A 19,290-nucleotide genomic window follows, 5' to 3' on the forward strand; every position below is an offset into this window, starting at 1 on the left:
GTCACGTACTGTACGCGGCACGCCTCCGTGTTGCACCATTGCTGCGATCGCACCGAGAGTGCAACACTCGCGGCATGGTCTCGACACCGGACGAACAGCGGGCGCACGGCACAACCGCCACGCACGACGTCACCAACCAGGCCCCTCCCCTCACCCCGTACGACGCCTCCGACGACACGGCCCTGCTGGAAGGGCTGCGGCGGGAGGGCGCCGGGTGGGCCGAGAAGGACCTGCGGCGGCTCGGCAGGCAGGCCGGCAGCGCCCAGGCGCAGAACTGGGCCGAGCTGGCCAACCGGCACGAGCCGGAGCTGCGGACGCACGACCGGTACGGCAACCGCGTCGACGAGGTCGAATTCCACCCCAGCTGGCACCACCTGATGCGCACGGCGATCGCGGAGGGGCTGGCCGCCTCGCCCTGGGCGGACGACCGGCCCGGCGCCCATGTCGTCAGGACCGCGGGCGGACTGGTGTGGGGGCACACCGAGGCCGGGCACGGCTGCCCCACGTCGATGACCTACGCGGCCGTCCCCGCGCTGCGCCGGCAGCCGGAGCTGGCCAAGCTCTACGAACCGCTGCTGACGAGCCGCGAGTACGACCCCGCCCTGCGGGAGCCCACGGAGAAGCGCGGGCTGCTGGCGGGCATGGGGATGACCGAGAAGCAGGGCGGCTCCGACGTCCGGACGAACACCACGAGGGCCATCCCGACGGCCGAGCCCGGGGTGTACACGCTGCGCGGGCACAAGTGGTTCACCTCGGCGCCGATGTGCGACGTGTTCCTCGTGCTGGCACAGGCCCCGGGCGGGCTGTCGTGCTTCCTGGTGCCGCGTGTGCTGCCGGACGGCACCCGCAACACCTTCCGCATCCAGCGGTTGAAGGACAAGCTGGGCAACCGGTCCAACGCCTCCTGCGAACCCGAGTTCGACGGGACGGTGGCCTGGCTGGTCGGCCCCGAGGGACAGGGCGTCAAGACCATCATCGAGATGGTCAACTGCACCCGGCTGGACTGCGTGATGATGTCGGCCGCGCTGATGCGCAAGTCCCTCGTCGAGGCCGGACACCACGCCCGGCACCGCAGCGCGTTCGGCGCCCGGCTGCTGGACCAGCCGCTGATGCGCAATGTTCTCGCCGATCTGGCGCTGGAGTCCGAGGCCGCCACGACGCTCACCCTGCGGCTGGCCGGGGCGGCCGACCGGGCGATCCGCGGGGACGAGGGCGAGGCCGCGTTCCGCCGGATCGCCACCGCCGTCGGCAAGTACTGGGTGACCAAGCGGGGCCCGGCCTTCACCGCGGAGGCACTGGAGTGCCTCGGCGGCAACGGCTACGTCGAGGATTCGGGTATGCCCCGGCACTACCGCGAGGCTCCCCTGCTGTCGATCTGGGAGGGCTCGGGCAACGTCAACGCCCTCGACGTGCTGCGGGCGCTGCGTCGCGAACCGGGCACCACCGAGGCCCTGTTCGGGGAGCTCGCGCTGGCCCGGGGGGCGGACGCCCGGCTGGACGCGGCCGTGACACGGCTCAAGGCGGGACTGTCCGAGGCGTCGCAGACGACGGCACGCCGGCTCGTGGAGCAGATGGCGCTGACGCTCCAGGCCTCCCTCCTCGTCCGGCACGCCCCGCCGGCGGTCGCCGACGGGTTCTGCGCGACGCGACTCGGGGGTGACTGGGGGTACGCGTTCGGCACACTGCCTCAGACGGCGGGCCTGGACGCGATCGTGGAGCGGGCGCTGCCCGGCCAGGGCGTCGGGGCGGCCTGACCGGCCCGGGCGGCCGACTCGAACTCCGGCCATCGGGCGCAGAGTTCGCGTACCGTCACCTCCCGATTCCGCTTCGTTGTCGGTGCCTTGGTGCAGACTCCCGGTCAGTGGCACTTCGCCCGGGGGAGGACAACGTGTTCAGGGGGATCGACGAGGTCGACTGGGCCTCGCTGCGCCATGCGTACGGCAGCGCAAAGGACGTGCCCGGACTGCTGCGGGGACTGGCCTCCGCCGACCCGGCCGAGCGACAGACCGCGCTCGACGCGATGTACGGCGCCGTGCACCACCAGGGCGCTGTGTACGACTCGACGCTCGCCTGTGTTCCGTTCCTCCTCGCGCTCGTCGTCCGTGAGGAGGTGCCGGACCGGGAGGGCGTGGTGGAACTCCTCGTCAGCATCGGCGACACCGGCAGGCCCCGCGACGATCTCGCGGCCGGAGCGCGTGCGGCCCTGCGGGCACGGGCCGAGGTCTTCGTCCCGCTCGCCGGGGACGCGGACGCGGGAGTGCGCAGGGCGGTGCCCGGGGCACTCGTGCGGTTCCTCGACCGACCGGCGCGGGTGCTCGCCCTGCTGCGTCAGCGGATCACCGTGGAACGGGACGACCGGGTCCTGCTCGCGCTGACGGAGAGCCTCGGTCTCTTCGTCCGGCGGCACCGCCCGGACGGCGTCGTTCATGCCGCCGAGGCGGTGCGCCTGCTGACCGAGCTGAGCGGACCCCCGTACGGCCCCGGTCTCCGGCTCGCCGCACTCGGACAGCTCGCGGCGTGTGCCCCGGAGCTGCTCCCCGCCGATCTCGTACCGACCGCCGTCCACCTGCTCAGGGACAGATCCAGGCAACGGGCCCGAGCCGGGCACCCGTACGACGGGCCGGGCCCGGACACGCTCGCCCGCCGGCTGCGGCGCCTGCGCCCCTCGGACGAGGAGGGCTCCCGGCTGCTGCGGACCCTGCACTGCGCGCTCGACGGCCGGGTCGCCGACCGGATCGCCCTGCTGCGCGGGCAGTTGACCAGCCCGGACCCCCTCGACCGGTGCAACGGCGTGTGGATGTCGGCCGGGCTGCTGCGCGAGTGGCGTACCGGCCATGCGGAGCCCGTCACCCTCATAGGGACCCAACTGGGCTCGGAGGAGGGGCGGTTGCACGACGCGGCGGTCTCCGTCCTGGTGGAGCTCTTCGCGCTGGCCGCGCCCGCCGCGGACCACCTCCACGCGCTGGTGACCTACCGCCCCGAGCTTCGTGTACGGCACGGGGAGCGGGGTGCGCCGACTCTGGGCGGCCCGCTCAAGGCACTGGCCCGGGCCGGGGACGCGCGGGCCACACCGGTGCTGGCCGAGCTGCTGGCGGGCCCGGTCGTCCCGAACGACCTGGGGCTGGTGATACCCCACCTGGGCCGTGCGGCCCTGCCGCTCGCCCCTGCCTTGCGCAGACGGCTCGCGCGCGTGCCGCTCGACGCGCCCGACCCGCACGAGCGGGCCGTTCCCCTGCTGTCGGCCCTCGCCGCACTGGGCGACGCCGAGTCCGTTCCGGCGGTGTCACGTCTGCTGCGCGGCCTGCCGGACGGGCCGCGGCGGCGCGAGACCGTGACGGAAGCGGCGGTTCGAGCCCTCGGCGCGTTCGGCAGCGCCGCGCGCGAGGCGATACCGGATCTGCGCGGGCTGCTGGAGACCGACTGCGCGGTGGCGGCGGCGGACGCGCTGTGGTCGGTCACGGGCGATGCGGACGCCGTGCTGTCCGTGCTTCTGAGGGAGTTGGCGGGTTCCGCGAGCGGTCGGCGGCGCCGTGCGGCAGCCGTGCTGGGGCGGCTCGGGCCCGCGGCCCGTCCGGCCCTGCCGGGGTTGCGGGGGATGGCCCGCTCCGGTGACCCGTGGGAGCGGGTCACGGCCGCGTGCGCGATGTGGCGGGCCACCGATGAGCCCGAGCAGTGCCTTCCCGTCCTCCGCTCCGCCTGGGCGGAGCACCCGGGCACGCGTCGCACGGTCGCCGGGTGCGTCGCGGTCCTGGGTCCGGCGGGAACACCGCTGCACGATCTACTCCGAGCCGAGCTCGCCTCCCCCCGGCGGCATCGAACCGACCGCGGTGGCTACGGCATACACCAGGACCTGGAGTTGCTGCGCGTGTGCCGGGAGGCGCTGGCCGGAACAGGGCACCGCTAGTGTGCTGCGCCAGAAATCCGTCGGTAGATCTGTCTCGTCTCGGCGTTCGGATTCTCGCCGCCGACCAGGGGCGTTGACCGTCCGCAGCTCAGCGGGAACTACCTAGGAACTTCCGGCGCGGGACACTAGGTCCTCACCCTGCCGTACGCCCCCACATCGGGCCGAAGCGGGACCACTCGACGTCCCACTGGTCGAGGCGGCGACGCTCCAGACGGCCGCACAGGGCCCGGCCGCCGAACAGGGGCAAGGCCGCGGCGCAGCCGCCCGCCACACCGCCGATGAGGAAGGCGCGCACGCGGGCCTGGGACACGGTGACGGGCCGGGTGACCTGGTGGCCCTCGGGATCCGTCCACACCGTGACCGGCGTGCCGGCGGCGCTGCCCGCCGGCACCCGTAGCCGGCCGGAGTGCCCGGAACCGTCGGCGGCGGTCCAGCGTGCCGCCGCCCACACCTGCTCGGCGCGGGACACAGGGGCGTTCGCGGAGGCCGTCCCGGGAGCGCGCTCGGTGAGCCGTGCCACGACGGGCCGCCATTCCACGCGCTCCCTGGCCAGCCCGTCCTCGACGGACCGGCTCACCGTCGTCCCGGCCAGCACCCCGGCGAACGCGGTGAGCACCCACACGCCCAGCACGATCCAGGCCTCCACTCTGTCCGCACGGCGCTTGAGCGGATTGCGCCGCCAGCGCCACAGCCACACCCTCGGACCACGTACCGCCATCGGAGGCCTCCTCCTCACGAGCCCGCGGCCATCCCGCCGCCCTCCCCATACGGACGGCGGCGCCCGGACGCTCACCGCATCCGGGTGGGCGGGCCGACCCCCACCGGCCCCGGCCTCCGCGAGCGGCTCCCCGGAGCGGTCCGCCGCGCTGCCCGAGCGCACCGCCGACACCCCGCTGACCTGCGAGGGAGCGGGCTGCGGAGGTGACTGTCAGTGGTCGGGTGCAGACTGGCCGGTGTCTGGGACGAAGGCGTCGACGACGACGCCGCGGAGGTGATCGGCATGACCGAGGTTCTGCTCGCCGTGGGCACGCGCAAAGGCCTGTTCATCGGGCGCCGGCGAGGTGGTGGCACCTGGGAGTTCGACGAAAGCCCCTACTTCAACGCGCAGGCCGTGTACTCGATCGCCATCGACACCCGGGCCGGAGCCCCGCGGCTGCTGGCCGGCGGGGACAGCGCGCACTGGGGCCCGTCCGTGTTCCACTCCGACGATCTCGGCCGGACCTGGACCGAACCGGCCCATCCGGCCGTGAAGTTCCCGAAAGACACCGGGGCGTCCCTGGAGCGGGTGTGGCAGTTGCACCCGGCCGCCGCCGAGCCGGACGTGGTGTACGCGGGCACCGAACCGGCGGCGCTGTACCGCTCGGAGGACCGCGGGGAGACGTTCGAGCTGGTCCGGCCCCTGTGGGAGCACCCCACGAGGTCGAAGTGGGTGCCCGGCGGCGGCGGGGAGGGACTGCACACCGTCCTCACGGACGCGCGCGACTCCCAGGCGGTGACGGTCGCCGTCTCGACCGCCGGCGTGTTCCGCACACGGGACGGCGGGGCGAGCTGGGCACCCTCCAACTCGGGTGTCTCCGCGGTGTTCCTGCCCGACCCGAATCCGGAGTTCGGCCAGTGCGTGCACAAGGTCACGCGGGATGCGGTCAGCCCGGACCGGCTGTATCTCCAGAACCACTGGGGGGTGTACCGCAGCGACGACGCGGGCGCGCACTGGACGGACATCGGCGAGGGCCTGCCGTCCACCTTCGGTTTCGCGGCGGCGGCGCATCCGCACCGGGGTGACACGGCGTATGTGTTCCCGATCAACGCCGACGCCGACCGGGTCCCGGCCGACCACCGGTGCCGGGTCTACCGGACGGCGGACGCGGGCAAGAGCTGGGAGCCGCTCTCGGCGGGGCTGCCCCAGGACGACCACTACGGCACGGTCCTGCGCGACGCGATGTGCACGGACGACGCCGATCCGGCGGGCGTCTACTTCGGCAACCGCAACGGCGAGGTGTACGCGTCGTCGGACGACGGCGACAGCTGGCGGCAACTGGCGTCGCATCTTCCGGACGTGCTGTGCGTGCGGGCCGCGGTCGTCGGCTGAGACGCGGATGAAACGGGGGACGAGTCGGAGGACGAGGTCGCGGAGCAGTCTTGGCCACCGGTTGATCGCCGTTGCCCGTACGGCAGTAGGGTGACGCCCGTGGCACCACGACCTTTGCATGAGATCGTCGAAGCGGGCTGGGCGAAGGCCCTGGAACCGGTGAGCGAACGCGTCGCCGCGATGGGGGACTTCCTCCGCGCGGAGATCGCCGCGGGACGCACCTACCTGCCGGCCGGGCCGAACGTCCTGCGGGCCTTCCAGCAGCCCTTCGACGACGTGCGCGTCCTGATCGTCGGTCAGGACCCGTACCCGACTCCGGGGCACGCGGTGGGGCTGTCGTTCTCGGTCCCGCCCGAGGTGCGACCGCTGCCCGGCAGCCTCATCAACATCTACCGGGAGCTGACCGCCGACCTGGGACTCCCCCAGCCGTCCAGCGGCGACCTCACGCCGTGGACGCAGCAGGGCGTGCTGCTGCTCAACAGGGCGCTGACCACCGCCCCGCGCAAGCCCGGTGCCCACCGCGGCAAGGGCTGGGAGGAGGTCACGGAGCAGGCCATCCGGGCCCTGGCGGGGCGCGGAAAGCCGCTGGTGTCCATCCTGTGGGGCCGTGACGCCCGCAATCTGCGTCCGCTCCTCGGCGATCTGCCCTCCGTCGAATCCGCCCATCCCTCCCCCATGTCGGCCGACCGGGGTTTCTTCGGCTCCCGTCCGTTCAGCCGGGCGAACGACCTGCTGATCCGTCAGGGTGGCCAACCGGTGGACTGGCGCCTGCCGTGACCGGGGCGCCGGAGGGTTCGGGGTTCCTCGCCGTGGACTCCGGCGGCTCGGGTGTCCGTGCCGTGCTGGGGACCGCCGAGCGCGGTCCGCTCGCCCGGCGGGCCTCCGACCAGCCGGTCCGCACGGGCGAACGGGGCATCGACCCCGAGGACCTCATGGCACGACTCGTGCCGCTGGTGCGTGCCTTGACCGCCGAGGCCGGACCGGTGCAGTTGACCACTGTGGTCGTCGGCGCCGCCGGGCTGGCGTCCCTGGGCGACGGTCTGCGCGCCGAACTGCCGGGCGCCCTGGCCCGGGAGTGGGGCGTGCGCAGGGTCGCGCTGGCCGCCGACGCCGTGACCGCGTACGTGGGGGCGCTCGGGCCACGTCCCGGTGCCGTGATCGCCGGCGGTACGGGCCTGATCGCCGTCGGCACCGATCTCACCGGCTGGCGGCGTGCGGACGGCTGGGGGCATCTGCTCGGCGACTGCGGGGGCGGTGCCTGGATCGGCCGGGCCGGTCTCGATGCGGCGCTGCGTGCCCACGACGGGCGTGCGGACGGCTCGGCCCGGCTACTGACCTGCGCCGAGGAGGTGTTCGGGCCCGTCGCAGGGCTGCCCGGCGCGCTGTACCCCCGTCCGGACCGGCCCGCCGTCCTCGCCTCCTTCGCGCCTCGTGTGGCCGCCTGCGCGGACGAGGATCCGGTCGCGGCGGGCATCCTGCGCGCCGCCGCCCGGCACATGGCCGACTCCGCGGCGGCCGTGTGCCCCTCCGGCGGTGAGCCGTGTGTCGCCGTCACCGGGGGCCTGTTCAGGCTGGGCGACCCGCTGCTCGGGCCGGTGGACGAGGAATTGGCGCGGCGGTTGCCGCGGGCACGGCGGGTGCCGGCCGAGGGCGATCCGCTGCACGGCGCGGTGCGCATCGCCGCCGAGCTGGGCACCGGTTCGCTCACACTGCCGGGTGACGAGAGGATGTTGTCCGTGACCATCCGGTCGGGTGATTGATCCGACCGTATCCGGTTCGTACGCAACTCATCAGACAAAACGGGACGGATACCGCTCACCTGCACCCTCCCCGAACAGGGGAACCCAAGAAGCCAGTAACATGCGGCGCCATGAGTTCCCCCACTGGGCCCGCGGATGGCCTGCCCGTACGAATGCCGCGCCCCCGCCAGCCCGGACGGCACCGCCGTCCCGAGCCGCTGGTTGCTCCCGAGGGCGCGCCCGCGCTCGTCCTCGCCGTGCCGGGGACGCCCAGTAGCGCCACGCGCAGCCTCGCCGAGGAGGTCGTGAGCATCGCCCGCTCCGAGCTCCCCGGCCTCGACGCCCGCATCGGCTACCTCGACGGGGACAACGCGGAGTTCCCCTCGCTGCAGGCCGTGCTCGTGCACGCCGCCGAGGAGCGCACGGCCCGTTTCGAGCAGGCCCGCGCCGCCGGCATGGACGTCAAGATGCCCGACGGCCCCGTCGCCGTCGTCGTGCCGCTGCTCGCCGGCCCGGACAGCGCGCTGCTGCGCCAGGTCCGCCAGGCCCTCATGGAGAGCCGTGTCGCCGCCGAGCTGACCGATGTCCTCGGCCCGCACCCACTGCTCGCCGAGGCGCTGCACGTGCGGCTGTCCGAGGCCGGTCTGGCCCGTGCCGACCGTGCCCGGCTGTTCACCGTGGCGACCGCCGCGGACGGCATCGTCCTGGCCTCCGTGGGCGGTGACGAGGCCGTGCAGGCGGCCGGGATCACCGGCATGCTGCTCGCCGCGCGCCTCGCCGTGCCGGTGATGGCGGCGGCCCTGGACCAGGAGGGCTCCATCGCGTCCGTCGCCGAGCAGTTGCGTTCCTCGGGCTCGCACCAGCTGGCGCTCGCGCCGTATCTGATCGGCCCGGAGATCGAGCCGGGCCTGGTCGAGGAGGCCGCGAAGGAGGCGGGCTGCTCCGCCGCCGAGTCGCTCGGCCCGTACCCGGCGATCGGCAAGCTGGCGCTGGCCAAGTACACGACCGCCCTGGGCATCGCGCCGCAGCAGGCGCAGAGCGCGCCGGTCCGCTGACGCGGGACGTACTTACGGGAAGGCCCGCTCCGGGTTCGGAGCGGGCCTTCCCGTCGTAGGACCGGGCCGTCGGGCGCGGCCTCTCCGGCGCAGGCCGGGTCAGCCCAGGACCACGCACGACGCGGCCGTCACACCGATCGAACCGGCGCGTCGTGGCACGCCCGTACGCGGGTCGACGGCGAACCAGGTCACATCTCCGGAGCGCTCGTTCGCGACGTACAGGAACCCGTCGGAGGCGGTGAGGGCGCGCGGCCAGTGGCCACCGCAGGGCACCGTGGTGACCAGCCGCAGTCCCTCGCCCTCCACGGCCAGCACGGACAGGACGTCCTCGCCGCGGGTGGCGGTCCAGACGAAGCGGCCGTCGGGCGAGGTGGCGATGCCCGAGGGGTAGGCGTCACGTGCCGGTGCGCCGGACAGCACCGCCGTCTCGCAGAGCGACGTCAGGGCGCCCTCCGCCGCGTTCCAGCGGCAGACGGTGACGGAGGGGCTCAGTTCGTTGACGACGTACGCGTGCGAACCGTCCGGGTGGAAGGCCAGGTGGCGCGGCCCCGAGCCGGGGCGCAGGGCGGTCTCCCGGTGCAGGGCGAGAGTGCCGTCCGTCAGCGTGCACACCCGCACCGAGTCCGTGCCGAGGTCCACGCTGACAGCCCACCGGCCGCTCGGATCGGGCTGCACCTGGTGGGCGTGCGGCCCTTGCTGGCGGGGCGTGTGCGGCCCCGCGCCGGTGTGCCGGAGCACGCCGGAGGCGGATCGCACGAGGGTGCCGTCGGGGCGGACGGGGACCGCGGTGACGCTGCCGGAGCCGTAGTTGGCCGTCAGGAGGTGACCGGCGAACAGGGCGAGGTGGGTCGGACCGCTGCCGTCGACCGGCACGGGCCGCCCGGCCGGCTCGGGCTTGTCCCCGTCCACCCGGTACGCGGCCACCGCGCCGTCGGCCGTCTCACTGACCGCGTACAGCGTCCCGCCGTCGGGTGAGAGGGTGAGGCAGGAGGGGTCCGGGACGGCGTTCACGCTGCTCAGCACGGTCAGCGCGCCGCTGTCGACGTCGACCTGCGCCGTCACGATCCCTGGACCGCCGGCCGCCGTGAACGACCCGATGAACGCCCGCCGCCTGCCGTCCGCCACCGCTGTCTCCTCTCGCCGTGCCGCCCGGAAGGACCGCGCAGCCGATCATGCGCGGTCTAGACCAAGCGGTCAAGAGCGGGTCGCCCGGTCGGACCCGAGCCCGAGAGCGTGACGGCCGGTCGATGGCCGACCGCCTGCCGGGAGACCCGTCCCGCATCCACACCGGGCGGCGGACCCGACGCGGCACGCCAGGGCGGCCGGGAGACCGGTCCGGCCCTCCCCTGGCCACCGGGCCCGGGTCCGACGCGGCGAGCGACGGCCCGCCCACACCGGCCGACCCCTACCCCCCGGAGAGCGTCCCTCAGGCTCCCACCAGCGGGGAGCCCGACGGCGCGCGCAAGGGACGCGCCAACTCGGACAGGGCTCGTTCCAGGCCGTGCAGATGGGCCAGGGCGGGTTCCACGTGAGGGAGCCCTTCCGCGTGGACCGCGATGTCCCTGCCCTCGGTGAGGGCCTCGACGGTGGCCTCCACCCGCCGGCAGGCCGTGGCCAGACGGGCGTCGTGGGAGGCCTCCGGGTCGGCCGCGACGGCTACCAGGCCGCGGATCTCCCGGGCACAGTCGTCGAGGAGGGCGAGCACGTGCCGGGCGCGTCGTTTGCGACCGAGCATCGGGTTCAGCGGGTGCACCAGCGGGGCGACGGAGAGCCGTACCCGGGCGAGGAGCTGCTCCAGCTCCGCCACCCGCGGGGCGGGGTCCGCGTCCCGCGCCCCCGCCAGGCGCCGCGCGGTCTCGACGGCACAGGCGTGCACACAGCGCAGGGCCCGCCGGATCCAGGCGTCGGTGATGCTGTGGGTGGTGACGGGCAGGACGAGGATCACGGCCAGGGCGGCGCCGAGCGCCCCGACGCCGGTCTCGGCGAGACGCAGGACCAGCAGGTCCGGGTCGAGAACGCCGAGGAGGCGGGTGTAGAAGTCAAGTACACGATGTACTCCCTCCACCACTACTTCGCATCGAACTGCCTTACCCACGGCATTCCGATCACTGATGTCGCCGAGTGGATGGGACACAAATCAATCGAGGTCACCCACAGGATCTACCGGCACCTCGTGCCGGGCTCCATCACGAGAGCAGCCAAGATCCTCAACGAGCGGCTATGAGCCGTCTGGGCAGAGCGCACCGCACCGTAGGTCGACGCTCTTCCTCCCGTTCAGGAACCGACAAGTGGAGGGCGCTGAGACGAGCCAAGCGGCATCGCCAACTCCGACAGAGCCTTCTCCAAGCCACGCAGATGCACAAGGGCCGACTCCGCCTCGTCCTGCTGAGGTATCTCGCCGCTAGCGGACGCCACTCGCCTGCGCCCCAGGTCGCTGACTGTGAGTGCTTCCACCGCTGCCTCGACGCGCCAGCAGGCAGCGGCCAGACGGGCGTCGTGCGACGCGACAGGATCGGCGGCAACGGACACCAAACCCCGCACTTCGCGGGCGCAGTCGTCTAGCAGCTCAATGACCCGGCGGGCACGGGCTTTCCGAGCACGGAAGGGAGTCAAAGGGTGCATCAACGGGGCAAGTGCCATCCGTACCCGGCCGAGCACCAATTCCAGTTCGCCAGCGTGCGGGGCAGGGTCGCCCTTCGGGTCTCCAGCGAGGCGAGCGGTCGCTTCGGCGGTGGCCGCGTGGACGCAGTGCAGTGCCCGCTGGATCCAGGCATCGGTAGTGGCGTGCGTGGTGACCGGCAGGACGAGGGCCACGGCCAGCGCGGCACACAGCGCGCCCACACCGGTCTCTACAAGACGGAGCCCGAGCAGGCCGGGGTCCAGCACGCCCAGCAGGCCGTACAGCAAGCTGACCATGACCGTCACTGCCAGCATCATCCAGGAATACGAGACGGCGGCGGTGTAGAAGATACCGAAGACACAGACGGCAACCAGGGCGGCCGTCGGCGCGGGCGCGCCATGCAGCGGGACGGCGACCAGTAGGCCGACGGCGATACCGATCACAGTTCCGAAAACCCGACGGAAACCGCGGACCAGGGTTTCGCCGCGAGAAGCCGTGTTGACGAAGATCCACCAGGCAGTACCAACGGCCCAGTACCAGCGCTCTTCGGAGAGCAGCTGCCCGACCAGAAGCGCGAGAGCCGAGGCAGTAGTGGCCTGGAAGGCTTGCCGGGTGGTGGGCCGCGCCAATCCGCTGCCGGGCAGGGTCGGCGGGGCTGCCGCGGGTGGGGTATGACGCTCGATGGGCCAGAGCACGAAGCGCGTGGCACCGGCCGCGAGAAGGGCAAGACCCACGGCGGTGTACAGCTCGGGCAGCTGAGCAGGAACCGCGTGCAGGAACTGCGTGATGAAGAAGTTCATGAACGCGAAGATCCCGAGCGCGTGGCCCCGCGGGCCCCAGCGGCGGGCATAAACCCCACAGAAGACGACGGCCAGGAACGCGGCGTCACGGGCCGGGGTGATGCCGTGCAGTGTGGTGGCAAGCGCCAGCACGGGGAATCCGGCGATGGGAAGCAGGGCGGTGCTGATCCGCTGGTCACGGAGGGTCGCATCGGTGACCGTGAAGAGGGCGAGCAGCGCCGCGAGCCCTCCGGTGATCGATGCGGTGAGCGATAGCCCGCACAGTTCGGAAACGGCGACGGCGGCGGCGACTCCGACGACGGCGCGGGTCGCGTTCCGCAGCCTCAAGCGCCCCGGGTCCGGAGCCACGAACATCCTCTTCACGGCGGTGCGCCGCCCCCTCGCGGTGGTACGCGTCCTGCCCACGGTCGTCCCGAGTGGCGGACAACAAGCAGGCACGACGAAGGCACCGCAGTCCGGACCCGGCCTCGTCGCCGTCCGGCGCTACGCGGCGCCGCAAGTACATGGATAGGACAAAGATAACCACCTAGGGGCCCAATGGCTCAACTGTCGTCCCACTGACTGTGCCAATGGCACAGCTGATCAGCCTCGATGTCGACCGATGGGAAGCCAATGGTTCAGACTTCACCCAGGCTCTGGACACCTGCTACTCCAACCGACTCTTGCAGCCACGCGCCACGCCCATCTGCGATCTCACGGCGACTTCCGCCGCATCTCAGCCGGCCGGCTCCCCGACGATTGCTAAGACGTACCCGATTCCGGCTCACTGCGAGCCAATCTGTCCAGCGCCCGTGAACCGAACGCCCATGGACACCAAACCTGCTGGCGGACCGACCGTATGCAGCAGCGAATCCCCGGTTATGGAAACCGGGGATGCTTCGGAACATAGATGTCGTCCGTGTGCGATGCGTGCCAGTAGCGCACTGCGGAAGCCGTGTTGACCGATACCCGCCTGGGGCCTGTGTGACGTCGTGATCAATCTTGCCGATTCGGATCCGTCTGGAATGCGGATCCGGTAGGAAGACGATCGTGACACGCAGGCAACTCACCGACAAACAGTGGCAGTTGATCGAGCCGTTCCTGCCGATAGGCGAATACGGCCCGTACCCTGAGCAAGATTCCTCTCGCCGCGGACCGCAAGTGCCGTCCGCTGTCATTCGTCCTGACCGCAGGACGGGCCGCCGACAGCCCGCAGTTCGTCCCCGTGCTGCAGAAGGTGCGGATCCGTCTGCCGATCGGCCGCCCCCGGACCCGGCCTGGGGCTGAGGCCTGGCGGGGCATCGCAACTCGATACGACAAGACGCCCGAGAGCTACCTCGCCGGCCTCCACCTCCGCGCCTCAATGATCTGGATCAACGACCTGCTGAAGACAACTGATTGATCACGACGTCAGACAGGCCCTGGTCAAGAAGCGCGACTCGCGTGGTGGACGCCCCGTCAGTCACGATGCGGCCCTGTACAAGGAGCGCAACACGGCCGAACGCTGCATCAACAAGATCAAGGAATGGCGCGGGCTCGCCACCTGCTGCGACAAGACCCCGGCCAGCTACCTTGCCGGACTCCACTTACGCGGCGCCATCATCTGGCTCCGCAGCCTCCAGCCCGCCTGAAGATCCCAACTCGGCGCACACCCGATACCGTTCGCCGTGGCGTGGTTGATCACCATGGGCAGGTCGATGTCCGGGATCGCCGTGGTCGCGTCGGTGGTGGTGAACTCCGGCCCGTACCAGCCCGCGTCGTACTCGATGTAGTCCATGTCGCGCGCGACGGCGAAGTCCACGCCGGCGATACCCGCGGCGGTGGTCAGGTTGCAGCGGAAGACCTTGCCCGGACGGATCCACGTCGTGTCGGTCAGGGCGTTGGCCGGGGCCAGGTTGAGCACCAGTTCGGCGTTGTCGACCAGGTCGGTGTCGGAGGAGCCGAGGACGAGTACCCGCCACGGTGTGGCGAACGGCGTGGTGACGGTCGAGGTGGTCTGTGTCGTGCCGCTGCCCCGGGCGGTCTTCTTCATCAGATAGGTCCTGACTGTGTTGCTCTGCCCTGGGACCGAGGTGAGCATCCCTCGCGGGTAGTTCACGCGGGAGGACTCACAGACGCAGGCGCGCAGCCCGCCGACCTGGGTGACCAGGAGCGGCATGTCGGTCAGGGGGCCGACATCGGTGCTCGACGTGCCGGTCGAGGGGATCGCGTCCGGTGCGACGGCGCTGTACACGTTCTCGTCCCGGGCGCTGTAGACCAGGGTGCCGTCGGGGAACACGAAGCTGGTCAGCTCGTCCGAGATGGTGGCCTTGCCCGTGTCGAGCAGCGTGTAGCGCAGCGCGACTCCGGCGTCGTAGGCGCGTATCTGGATGCCGAAGGCGACGCCACTGCTGCTGTCCTGCAGCTTCCAGCGCATTTCCTGGTAGTGGTCGCGGATCGTCGCGTTGCGGCCGTACACCGGGGTCCAGGTGCTGTCCTTGGTCCAGTGCTGGTACGCCGTCATCACGGTGTTCGCAGTGCCCAGTGTGGTGCCGTCGCTCATCGCGAGTCCGAGCGCCGAGGTGTCGACGACCGTCGTGCCGGCGCGTTTGACCGACCAGGAGAGTGCCCCGCCGACCAGCGACACCGTGATCTTGTTGCTGCCGTCCGGCGACGTGGCGGTCATGGCGGCGTCGGCCGCGTGGGCCTCGCCCATGGCGCCGAGGCCCAGTGAGGCGGCCCCCACCGTGACCGCCGCTCCCTTGAGGATTCCACGCCGGGACAGCGCTCCGGGGCGGGCAGCTTCCTGCAGACCGAGCTGTTCCCGACGTCGTGACGTTTCCATGATGTGTCCATCTCTCCCTTGAGTGAGTCGCACCCGGTCGAACAAGGGGAGAGCATGGGCGTGCCGTGCCGCACGGACTGGGTCCGTGCTCAGCCGGGCACACCCACGCCCAGGTCTCACACGACTACCGAAGCGTCGTGTGCGTCGATGTCGTTCACTGCTCGGTCAGGGTGACCTCGTCGCAGTAGCCGTCGCCGGTTCCGGAGACGAGGTGGCAGTAGATCCGAGCGGTGGTCACACCTGCCCCTGTCGTGAAGGTCGTCGACTGCTTCGAGTAGGTGCTCGACGTGGTCGAGGCGCTCGTGACGGCGGTGCCGTTGTAGAGCTTGGCCTCCAGTGCCGGCGTGGTGCCGGCGGTCTGGCTCCTGATCGCGCCGCTCAGCCGGTAGGTGGTGTTCGGCTTGAGGGTGTAGACCAGTTGCCACAGGGCGGCGCCGCTCAGGGACGAGTTCGTCAGTCCGGCTGCGTTGCCGTTGGACGACGTGCCCGTGAGCGAGAAGTCACCATTGCGCCAGGGAACGGTGTGGCCGGACTCGAAGTTGCCGTTGATCGCGTGGTTCTTGACGGGAGTGACGGCGAGATCGTCGCAGTAGCCGTTTCCGCTGCCCGAGCTCTTGTAGCAGTACAGCCGGACGGTGCTGTTCGCCGCCCCGGTGGTGAAGTCGGCGGAGACGAAGGTCCAGCCGGTGCCGCTGGCGCTCGCCACCGTCTCCAGCCCGCCGGTGTTCTTGACGCCGACGTTCATGATCTCGCCGGCGACAGCGGACTTCACCCAGCCCGAGACGCGGTAGGTCGTCCGGGGCGCGACGGGGACGAACTGCTCGACGGAGGCGGGCGACGGTCCGACCCGGGCCGCGTAGGTCCCGCTGTGGGCGCCCGAGTTCACCACTGATGCGGAGTTCCACGCGCTCCAGGCCGTGAGCGACCCCTTCTCGAAGCCGAGGTTATCGTTCGCGAGGCAGGTCGCGTCGGAGGGCGTGCTGTACTGGTCGGCGCCGATGTCGGGTGCGCAGACCGAGGGAACGGGCGATCCCCAGTAGTCCTTGCCGCCGTTGTCGGGGATGACGACGCCCGCGCCGATGGCCGGAGATGATGCCGTCAGCTGGTAGCCCGCGACGGAGCCGATGCCCGAGCCGCCGCTGCCCGGCGAGGCCAGCAGTGGATTCGCGGTGATGTTTCCGTTGCCGGTCGGCTCGCCGGCCGGGTGGTTGCCGTAGAAGAGGTTGTTCCGCCAGGAGAAGTTCGAGGCCGGCTGGCCGGTGGTGTAGACGTAGTCGCCGCTGCCCAGGTTGTAGATGAGGTTGTTGGCGAGGGTGAGGTCGTTCCAGGCGCCCGAGACCTCGAAGACGTTCGCGGTGGACCCCGACGGGATGTAGATGGTGTTGTTGTAGAACTTGGAGTCCTGGGATCCGAGCATGTTGACGACGCGAAGACGGTCGTCCTCGCTGACGTTGTAGCGGACCACCGCGTTGCTGCTGAGGCGTGAGCCTCCGCCGCAGCCGCAGAAGAGCAGGAATCCTCCCTCGTTGTCGTGGCTGTAGTTGTACTGGACGACGGTGCCGTCCTGCCCGTAGTCGACGTCGAAGCCCTGGCCGTCGGGGTTCCCGGAGGTCTTCTTGGTGCCGTACGCCTCGTTGTACTGGATCACGGTCCCGTCGGAGTCCCAGGCCCAGATGCCGGCGTTCGCCGAGTTCGCCTTCGCGGCGTTGTAGACCACGTTGTGCTCGATGAGGGCGCCCTTGGACATCTGCACGACGATGCCGTCGCCGTCGGTGTCATGGACGGTGTTGTTCCTGACGACGACGCCGGTCCAGGGGGTCCAGGCCGGGTTGTTGCAGCCGATGGACGGCCGGCACAGCCAGGTGCTCGACATGTTGATACCGCTGCGGGCGATATTGGCCACGGTGTTGCCGTCGATGACGACGTCGTCGAAGGCGCTGGGCGTCGTGGTCCCGAGAACGGCGAAGAGGATGCCGGCACTGCCGTCGACTTCCTTCGACTGGTTCCCGTTCACGTCGTGGACGTTGAGGTTGCTGACCTTGTAGTGGTGCCCGGTCCCGTAGTTCTCGAGCACCACGTAGACACCGCGTCGCGCGTTCGCGCCCTTCACGGCGCCGGTGTTCGTCACCTCCAGGTTGGAGATCTCCCAGTACTCCTGGTTGTACAGGTAGACGGCATCGGTGGCACCGCCCGCGGCGATGACCGGCAGGGCGCCTGTGCCGTAGGCGTCGATGGAGATCGACCCGCCTGCCCCGCTGCCCGAGCCCAGCGGATGCAGGGTGCCCGAGCAGGTCGTCCCTCGCTTCAGCAGCAGTTGGTCCCCTGGGGCGAAGGTCTTCGCGTTCGGGCCCGCCAGCGAGTTCCACGGCGAGCCGGAGGTGCCGGTGCCGTTGGCCGCCGCCGAGCAGTCCACGTAGTAGGCCGAGCCCGCCGCGTGTGCCGGTACGGCCGGCGTCAGCGCCACCGCGGCGCAGGCGAGCAGCAGGGTGGCGACCGCGCCTGCGATGAACCGTCTTATCTCTGTGGCATGTCTCATGGCGTCTCTCCCCGTACGGCACTGTCGGGATGGGTGGAGGGGCTCGCCGTGACCTTGCGGAGCGCGGCGGCGATGGCCTGCGTGGGGGCGGCCTGGTTCGGCCAATCGGCGGCCACGTGTCCGTCGGCGCCGAGCAGGAAGGTGTGGAGCTGTCCGTCCATGGACAACCGTGTGCCGGCGGAGGCGGAGTCCGCGGCGACCAGGAGTTCAGGCGAGAGGGACCAGTTCACCGCGAAGTTCCGCAGTGCGGCGTCGGTCGTACGGCCGTCGGAGTCGGTGATGAGGACCCGCACATCGGGATACTGCAGCGCCACGCTCTTGAGCGACGGAATCTGGCTGCGCGCCGCCGCCGCGTCGACGCCGCCCTGGTCGTCGATGGGAAGGGCGGAAATGACGGCTGGGCCCGAGACGGGAGTTCGCCCCCCGTCGAGCAGGGTCACGTCGGAGCCGGCCGGCACTTCGGCACGGCATGCGGTGACGAGGAGCAGCGCGGCGGCGAACGGGATCGTCCTGATGAGATGAGCCCGTCTCCTGCGGACGGTGGTATGGCTTGGTGGAAGCATCCTTGCTCCGCTCTTGTCCACACGGGAATGGTGGGTGAAGTGACTCCCGCGTCACCGGAGGAGCGGTGGGCACCACATCGATCCGGTGGTGGCGGAGGTCGTCGTGTTCCCTCGGGAACGGTGGTCCGGGCCCTGCGTGATCTTGGCCGGAGGCGGTCTCCGGGCCCGAGGACGTGCGGGCCGGGGAGATCTTCGGTTACTTCTCTGACGTCACCGGGCCGGTCCTCCCAGAGGCAGGACGGGGGCTTCAAGGGGTTCGTCGCGGTCGCACACGAGGGTGCCTCCGCTCACCCGCAGCCGGGCGACCTGGATCGAGGTTCGGCGGTCGTGGTAGCCGCTGTGCTGCACAGCGCCCTCGCCGGATCGTCCGGGGTGCGTGAAGTAGAAGACGAAGGCGCCGAGTTCGCTGGTGACGACATCGGCGTGGAGTCCAAAGGTCGCGTCGTCCGTGCCCTGCCCCGGGCGATCGAGAACGAGTCCGTGCGGCTCCCATGTCTCCAGGTCCTGGGAGCGAAGAACCCGCAGGCCGTGCCATTCGTCGACGAGCATCCAGTAACTGCCGCCCAGCTCGAAGACGTTCGGGCCTTCGTGTTCCGAGCACTCGACGGCAGGCCCCCGGACGGTCCACCGCGCCAGGTCGTCGCTGTCCGCCGCGTAGGTGTGCTGGTGGTCGGCCTCGTCCTTGTACCACATGCGGTAGCCGCCCGTGGGGAGTCGCAGGACGCAGGCGTCGATCACTCTGTCGGAGGAGAGGGACAGGGTGGAGCGGTAGCTCCACGCGAAGAGGTCGCGGCTCGTGTAGTGGCGGATCACGCGGGCGTGACCCTCCCACCGCGACGGAACACCGCGGACGACGCTGACGAACATGTGGTAGTCGGTTCCGTCGTCGACGATCTCGGGGGCCCAGTAGGTGTGCCGGCCGGGCTCGATGTCCAGTCCTTCGGCTGTTCCCCGGTACAGCCAGGTGGCTCCGCCGTCCACGGAGGAGGCGATTCCGATGTCGGTCCCGTGCACCCAGCTCGCGTCGTTGACCGGCGGGGCGTCGGCGCGGCGGTTCGTGTAGAACATCCACCACTCGCGGGCGTTCCGGTTCCAGATGACAGTGGGGTCGGCCGCGCCGTCGTGAACGGGGTCCCGGAACAGTGGGTGGGCGATGACTGTCATCGGTGCTTCCCAGGGGC

Annotated in this window: 13 protein-coding genes and 4 pseudogenes; 9 read left to right on the plus strand and 8 right to left on the minus strand. The window is 71.3% G+C overall.

Annotated features, from left to right (window positions below):
* Positions 1-74: 74 nt before the first annotated feature.
* The gene (locus tag QNO09_RS30740; protein ID WP_283973526.1) at positions 75-1,754 is read left to right on the plus strand and encodes a DNA alkylation response protein; all 1,680 of its coding nucleotides are present in this window, start codon (positions 75-77) and stop codon (positions 1,752-1,754) included.
* Positions 1,755-1,888: 134 nt separating this feature from the next.
* Positions 1,889-3,904, plus strand: a complete 2,016-nt coding sequence (locus QNO09_RS30745; RefSeq protein ID WP_283973527.1) for a HEAT repeat domain-containing protein — start codon at positions 1,889-1,891, stop codon at positions 3,902-3,904.
* Positions 3,905-4,037: 133 nt separating this feature from the next.
* Here the strand turns inward: QNO09_RS30745 and QNO09_RS30750 are convergent, their stop codons facing one another.
* A complete protein-coding gene (locus QNO09_RS30750; RefSeq protein WP_283973528.1) occupies positions 4,038-4,622 on the minus strand; it encodes an Rv1733c family protein in 585 nt (194 codons plus the stop codon).
* 213 nt (positions 4,623-4,835) lie between these two features.
* Here QNO09_RS30750 and QNO09_RS30755 point away from each other — a divergent pair, with 213 nt between their 5' ends.
* From QNO09_RS30755 to QNO09_RS30770, 4 genes are all read left to right on the plus strand, one after another.
* On the plus strand, positions 4,836-5,993 hold the full coding sequence (locus QNO09_RS30755) for a WD40/YVTN/BNR-like repeat-containing protein (RefSeq protein ID WP_283973529.1): 1,158 nt from the start codon (positions 4,836-4,838) through the stop codon (positions 5,991-5,993).
* 99 nt (positions 5,994-6,092) lie between these two features.
* Positions 6,093-6,770 (plus strand): uracil-DNA glycosylase, encoded by a 678-nt coding sequence (locus tag QNO09_RS30760; RefSeq protein WP_283973530.1) that lies wholly within the window; start codon positions 6,093-6,095, stop codon positions 6,768-6,770.
* Entirely contained in the window at positions 6,767-7,753 is a 987-nt protein-coding gene (locus QNO09_RS30765; protein WP_283973531.1) for an N-acetylglucosamine kinase, read from the plus strand. Before QNO09_RS30760 ends, QNO09_RS30765 begins: the two co-directional genes overlap by 4 nt.
* 110 nt (positions 7,754-7,863) lie before the next feature.
* Positions 7,864-8,787: a sirohydrochlorin chelatase gene (locus tag QNO09_RS30770; RefSeq protein WP_283973532.1), complete on the plus strand. Its 924-nt coding sequence runs from the start codon at positions 7,864-7,866 to the stop codon at positions 8,785-8,787.
* A 99-nt stretch (positions 8,788-8,886) separates the two neighbouring features.
* Here QNO09_RS30770 and QNO09_RS30775 read toward each other — a convergent pair whose 3' ends face one another.
* Together QNO09_RS30775 and QNO09_RS30780 are read right to left on the minus strand one after the other, a co-directional pair.
* A complete protein-coding gene (locus tag QNO09_RS30775) occupies positions 8,887-9,912 on the minus strand; it encodes a lactonase family protein (RefSeq protein WP_283973533.1) in 1,026 nt (341 codons plus the stop codon).
* Between the two features lie 301 nt (positions 9,913-10,213).
* Positions 10,214-10,813, minus strand: a pseudogene (locus QNO09_RS30780) (FUSC family protein); the annotation flags it as partial.
* Between the two features lie 24 nt (positions 10,814-10,837).
* On the opposite strand from QNO09_RS30780, the pseudogene QNO09_RS30785 reads away from it, so the two are divergent.
* Positions 10,838-11,011, plus strand: a pseudogene (locus tag QNO09_RS30785) (tyrosine-type recombinase/integrase); the annotation flags it as partial.
* A gap of 50 nt (positions 11,012-11,061) precedes the next feature.
* On the opposite strand, the gene QNO09_RS30790 reads toward QNO09_RS30785, so the two are convergent.
* Complete coding sequence (locus tag QNO09_RS30790) at positions 11,062-12,561, minus strand: FUSC family protein (RefSeq protein ID WP_283973534.1); 1,500 nt, start codon at positions 12,559-12,561, stop codon at positions 11,062-11,064.
* 757 nt (positions 12,562-13,318) lie between these two features.
* On the opposite strand from QNO09_RS30790, the pseudogene QNO09_RS40090 reads away from it, so the two are divergent.
* Positions 13,319-13,477, plus strand: a pseudogene (locus QNO09_RS40090) (IS5 family transposase); the annotation flags it as partial.
* A 136-nt stretch (positions 13,478-13,613) separates the two neighbouring features.
* A pseudogene (locus QNO09_RS30800) lies at positions 13,614-13,817 on the plus strand (IS5/IS1182 family transposase); the annotation flags it as partial.
* Here QNO09_RS30800 and QNO09_RS30805 read toward each other — a convergent pair.
* The 4 genes from QNO09_RS30805 to QNO09_RS30820 all read right to left on the minus strand — a co-directional run bounded on the left by QNO09_RS30805 (position 13,754) and on the right by QNO09_RS30820 (position 19,273).
* Complete coding sequence (locus QNO09_RS30805) at positions 13,754-15,010, minus strand: glycoside hydrolase family 97 N-terminal domain-containing protein (RefSeq protein ID WP_283973535.1); 1,257 nt, start codon at positions 15,008-15,010, stop codon at positions 13,754-13,756. The pseudogene QNO09_RS30800 and the gene QNO09_RS30805 sit on opposite strands and share 64 nt — an antisense overlap.
* A 154-nt stretch (positions 15,011-15,164) precedes the next feature.
* A complete protein-coding gene (locus QNO09_RS30810) occupies positions 15,165-17,546 on the minus strand; it encodes a carbohydrate binding domain-containing protein (RefSeq protein ID WP_283973536.1) in 2,382 nt (793 codons plus the stop codon).
* Positions 17,543-18,109 carry a hypothetical protein gene (locus tag QNO09_RS30815; RefSeq protein ID WP_283973537.1) on the minus strand — a complete coding sequence of 189 codons (567 nt, stop codon included), beginning with the start codon at positions 18,107-18,109 and terminating at the stop codon, positions 17,543-17,545. Before QNO09_RS30815 ends, QNO09_RS30810 begins: the two co-directional genes overlap by 4 nt.
* Positions 18,110-18,319: 210 nt before the next feature.
* Positions 18,320-19,273, minus strand: a complete 954-nt coding sequence (locus tag QNO09_RS30820; RefSeq protein ID WP_283973538.1) for a glycoside hydrolase family protein — start codon at positions 19,271-19,273, stop codon at positions 18,320-18,322.
* Between the last annotated feature and the right edge of the window lie 17 nt (positions 19,274-19,290).

It is taken from the genome of Streptomyces sp. 378, from assembly GCF_030124145.1.
Classification (GTDB): Bacteria; Actinomycetota; Actinomycetes; order Streptomycetales; family Streptomycetaceae; genus Streptomyces.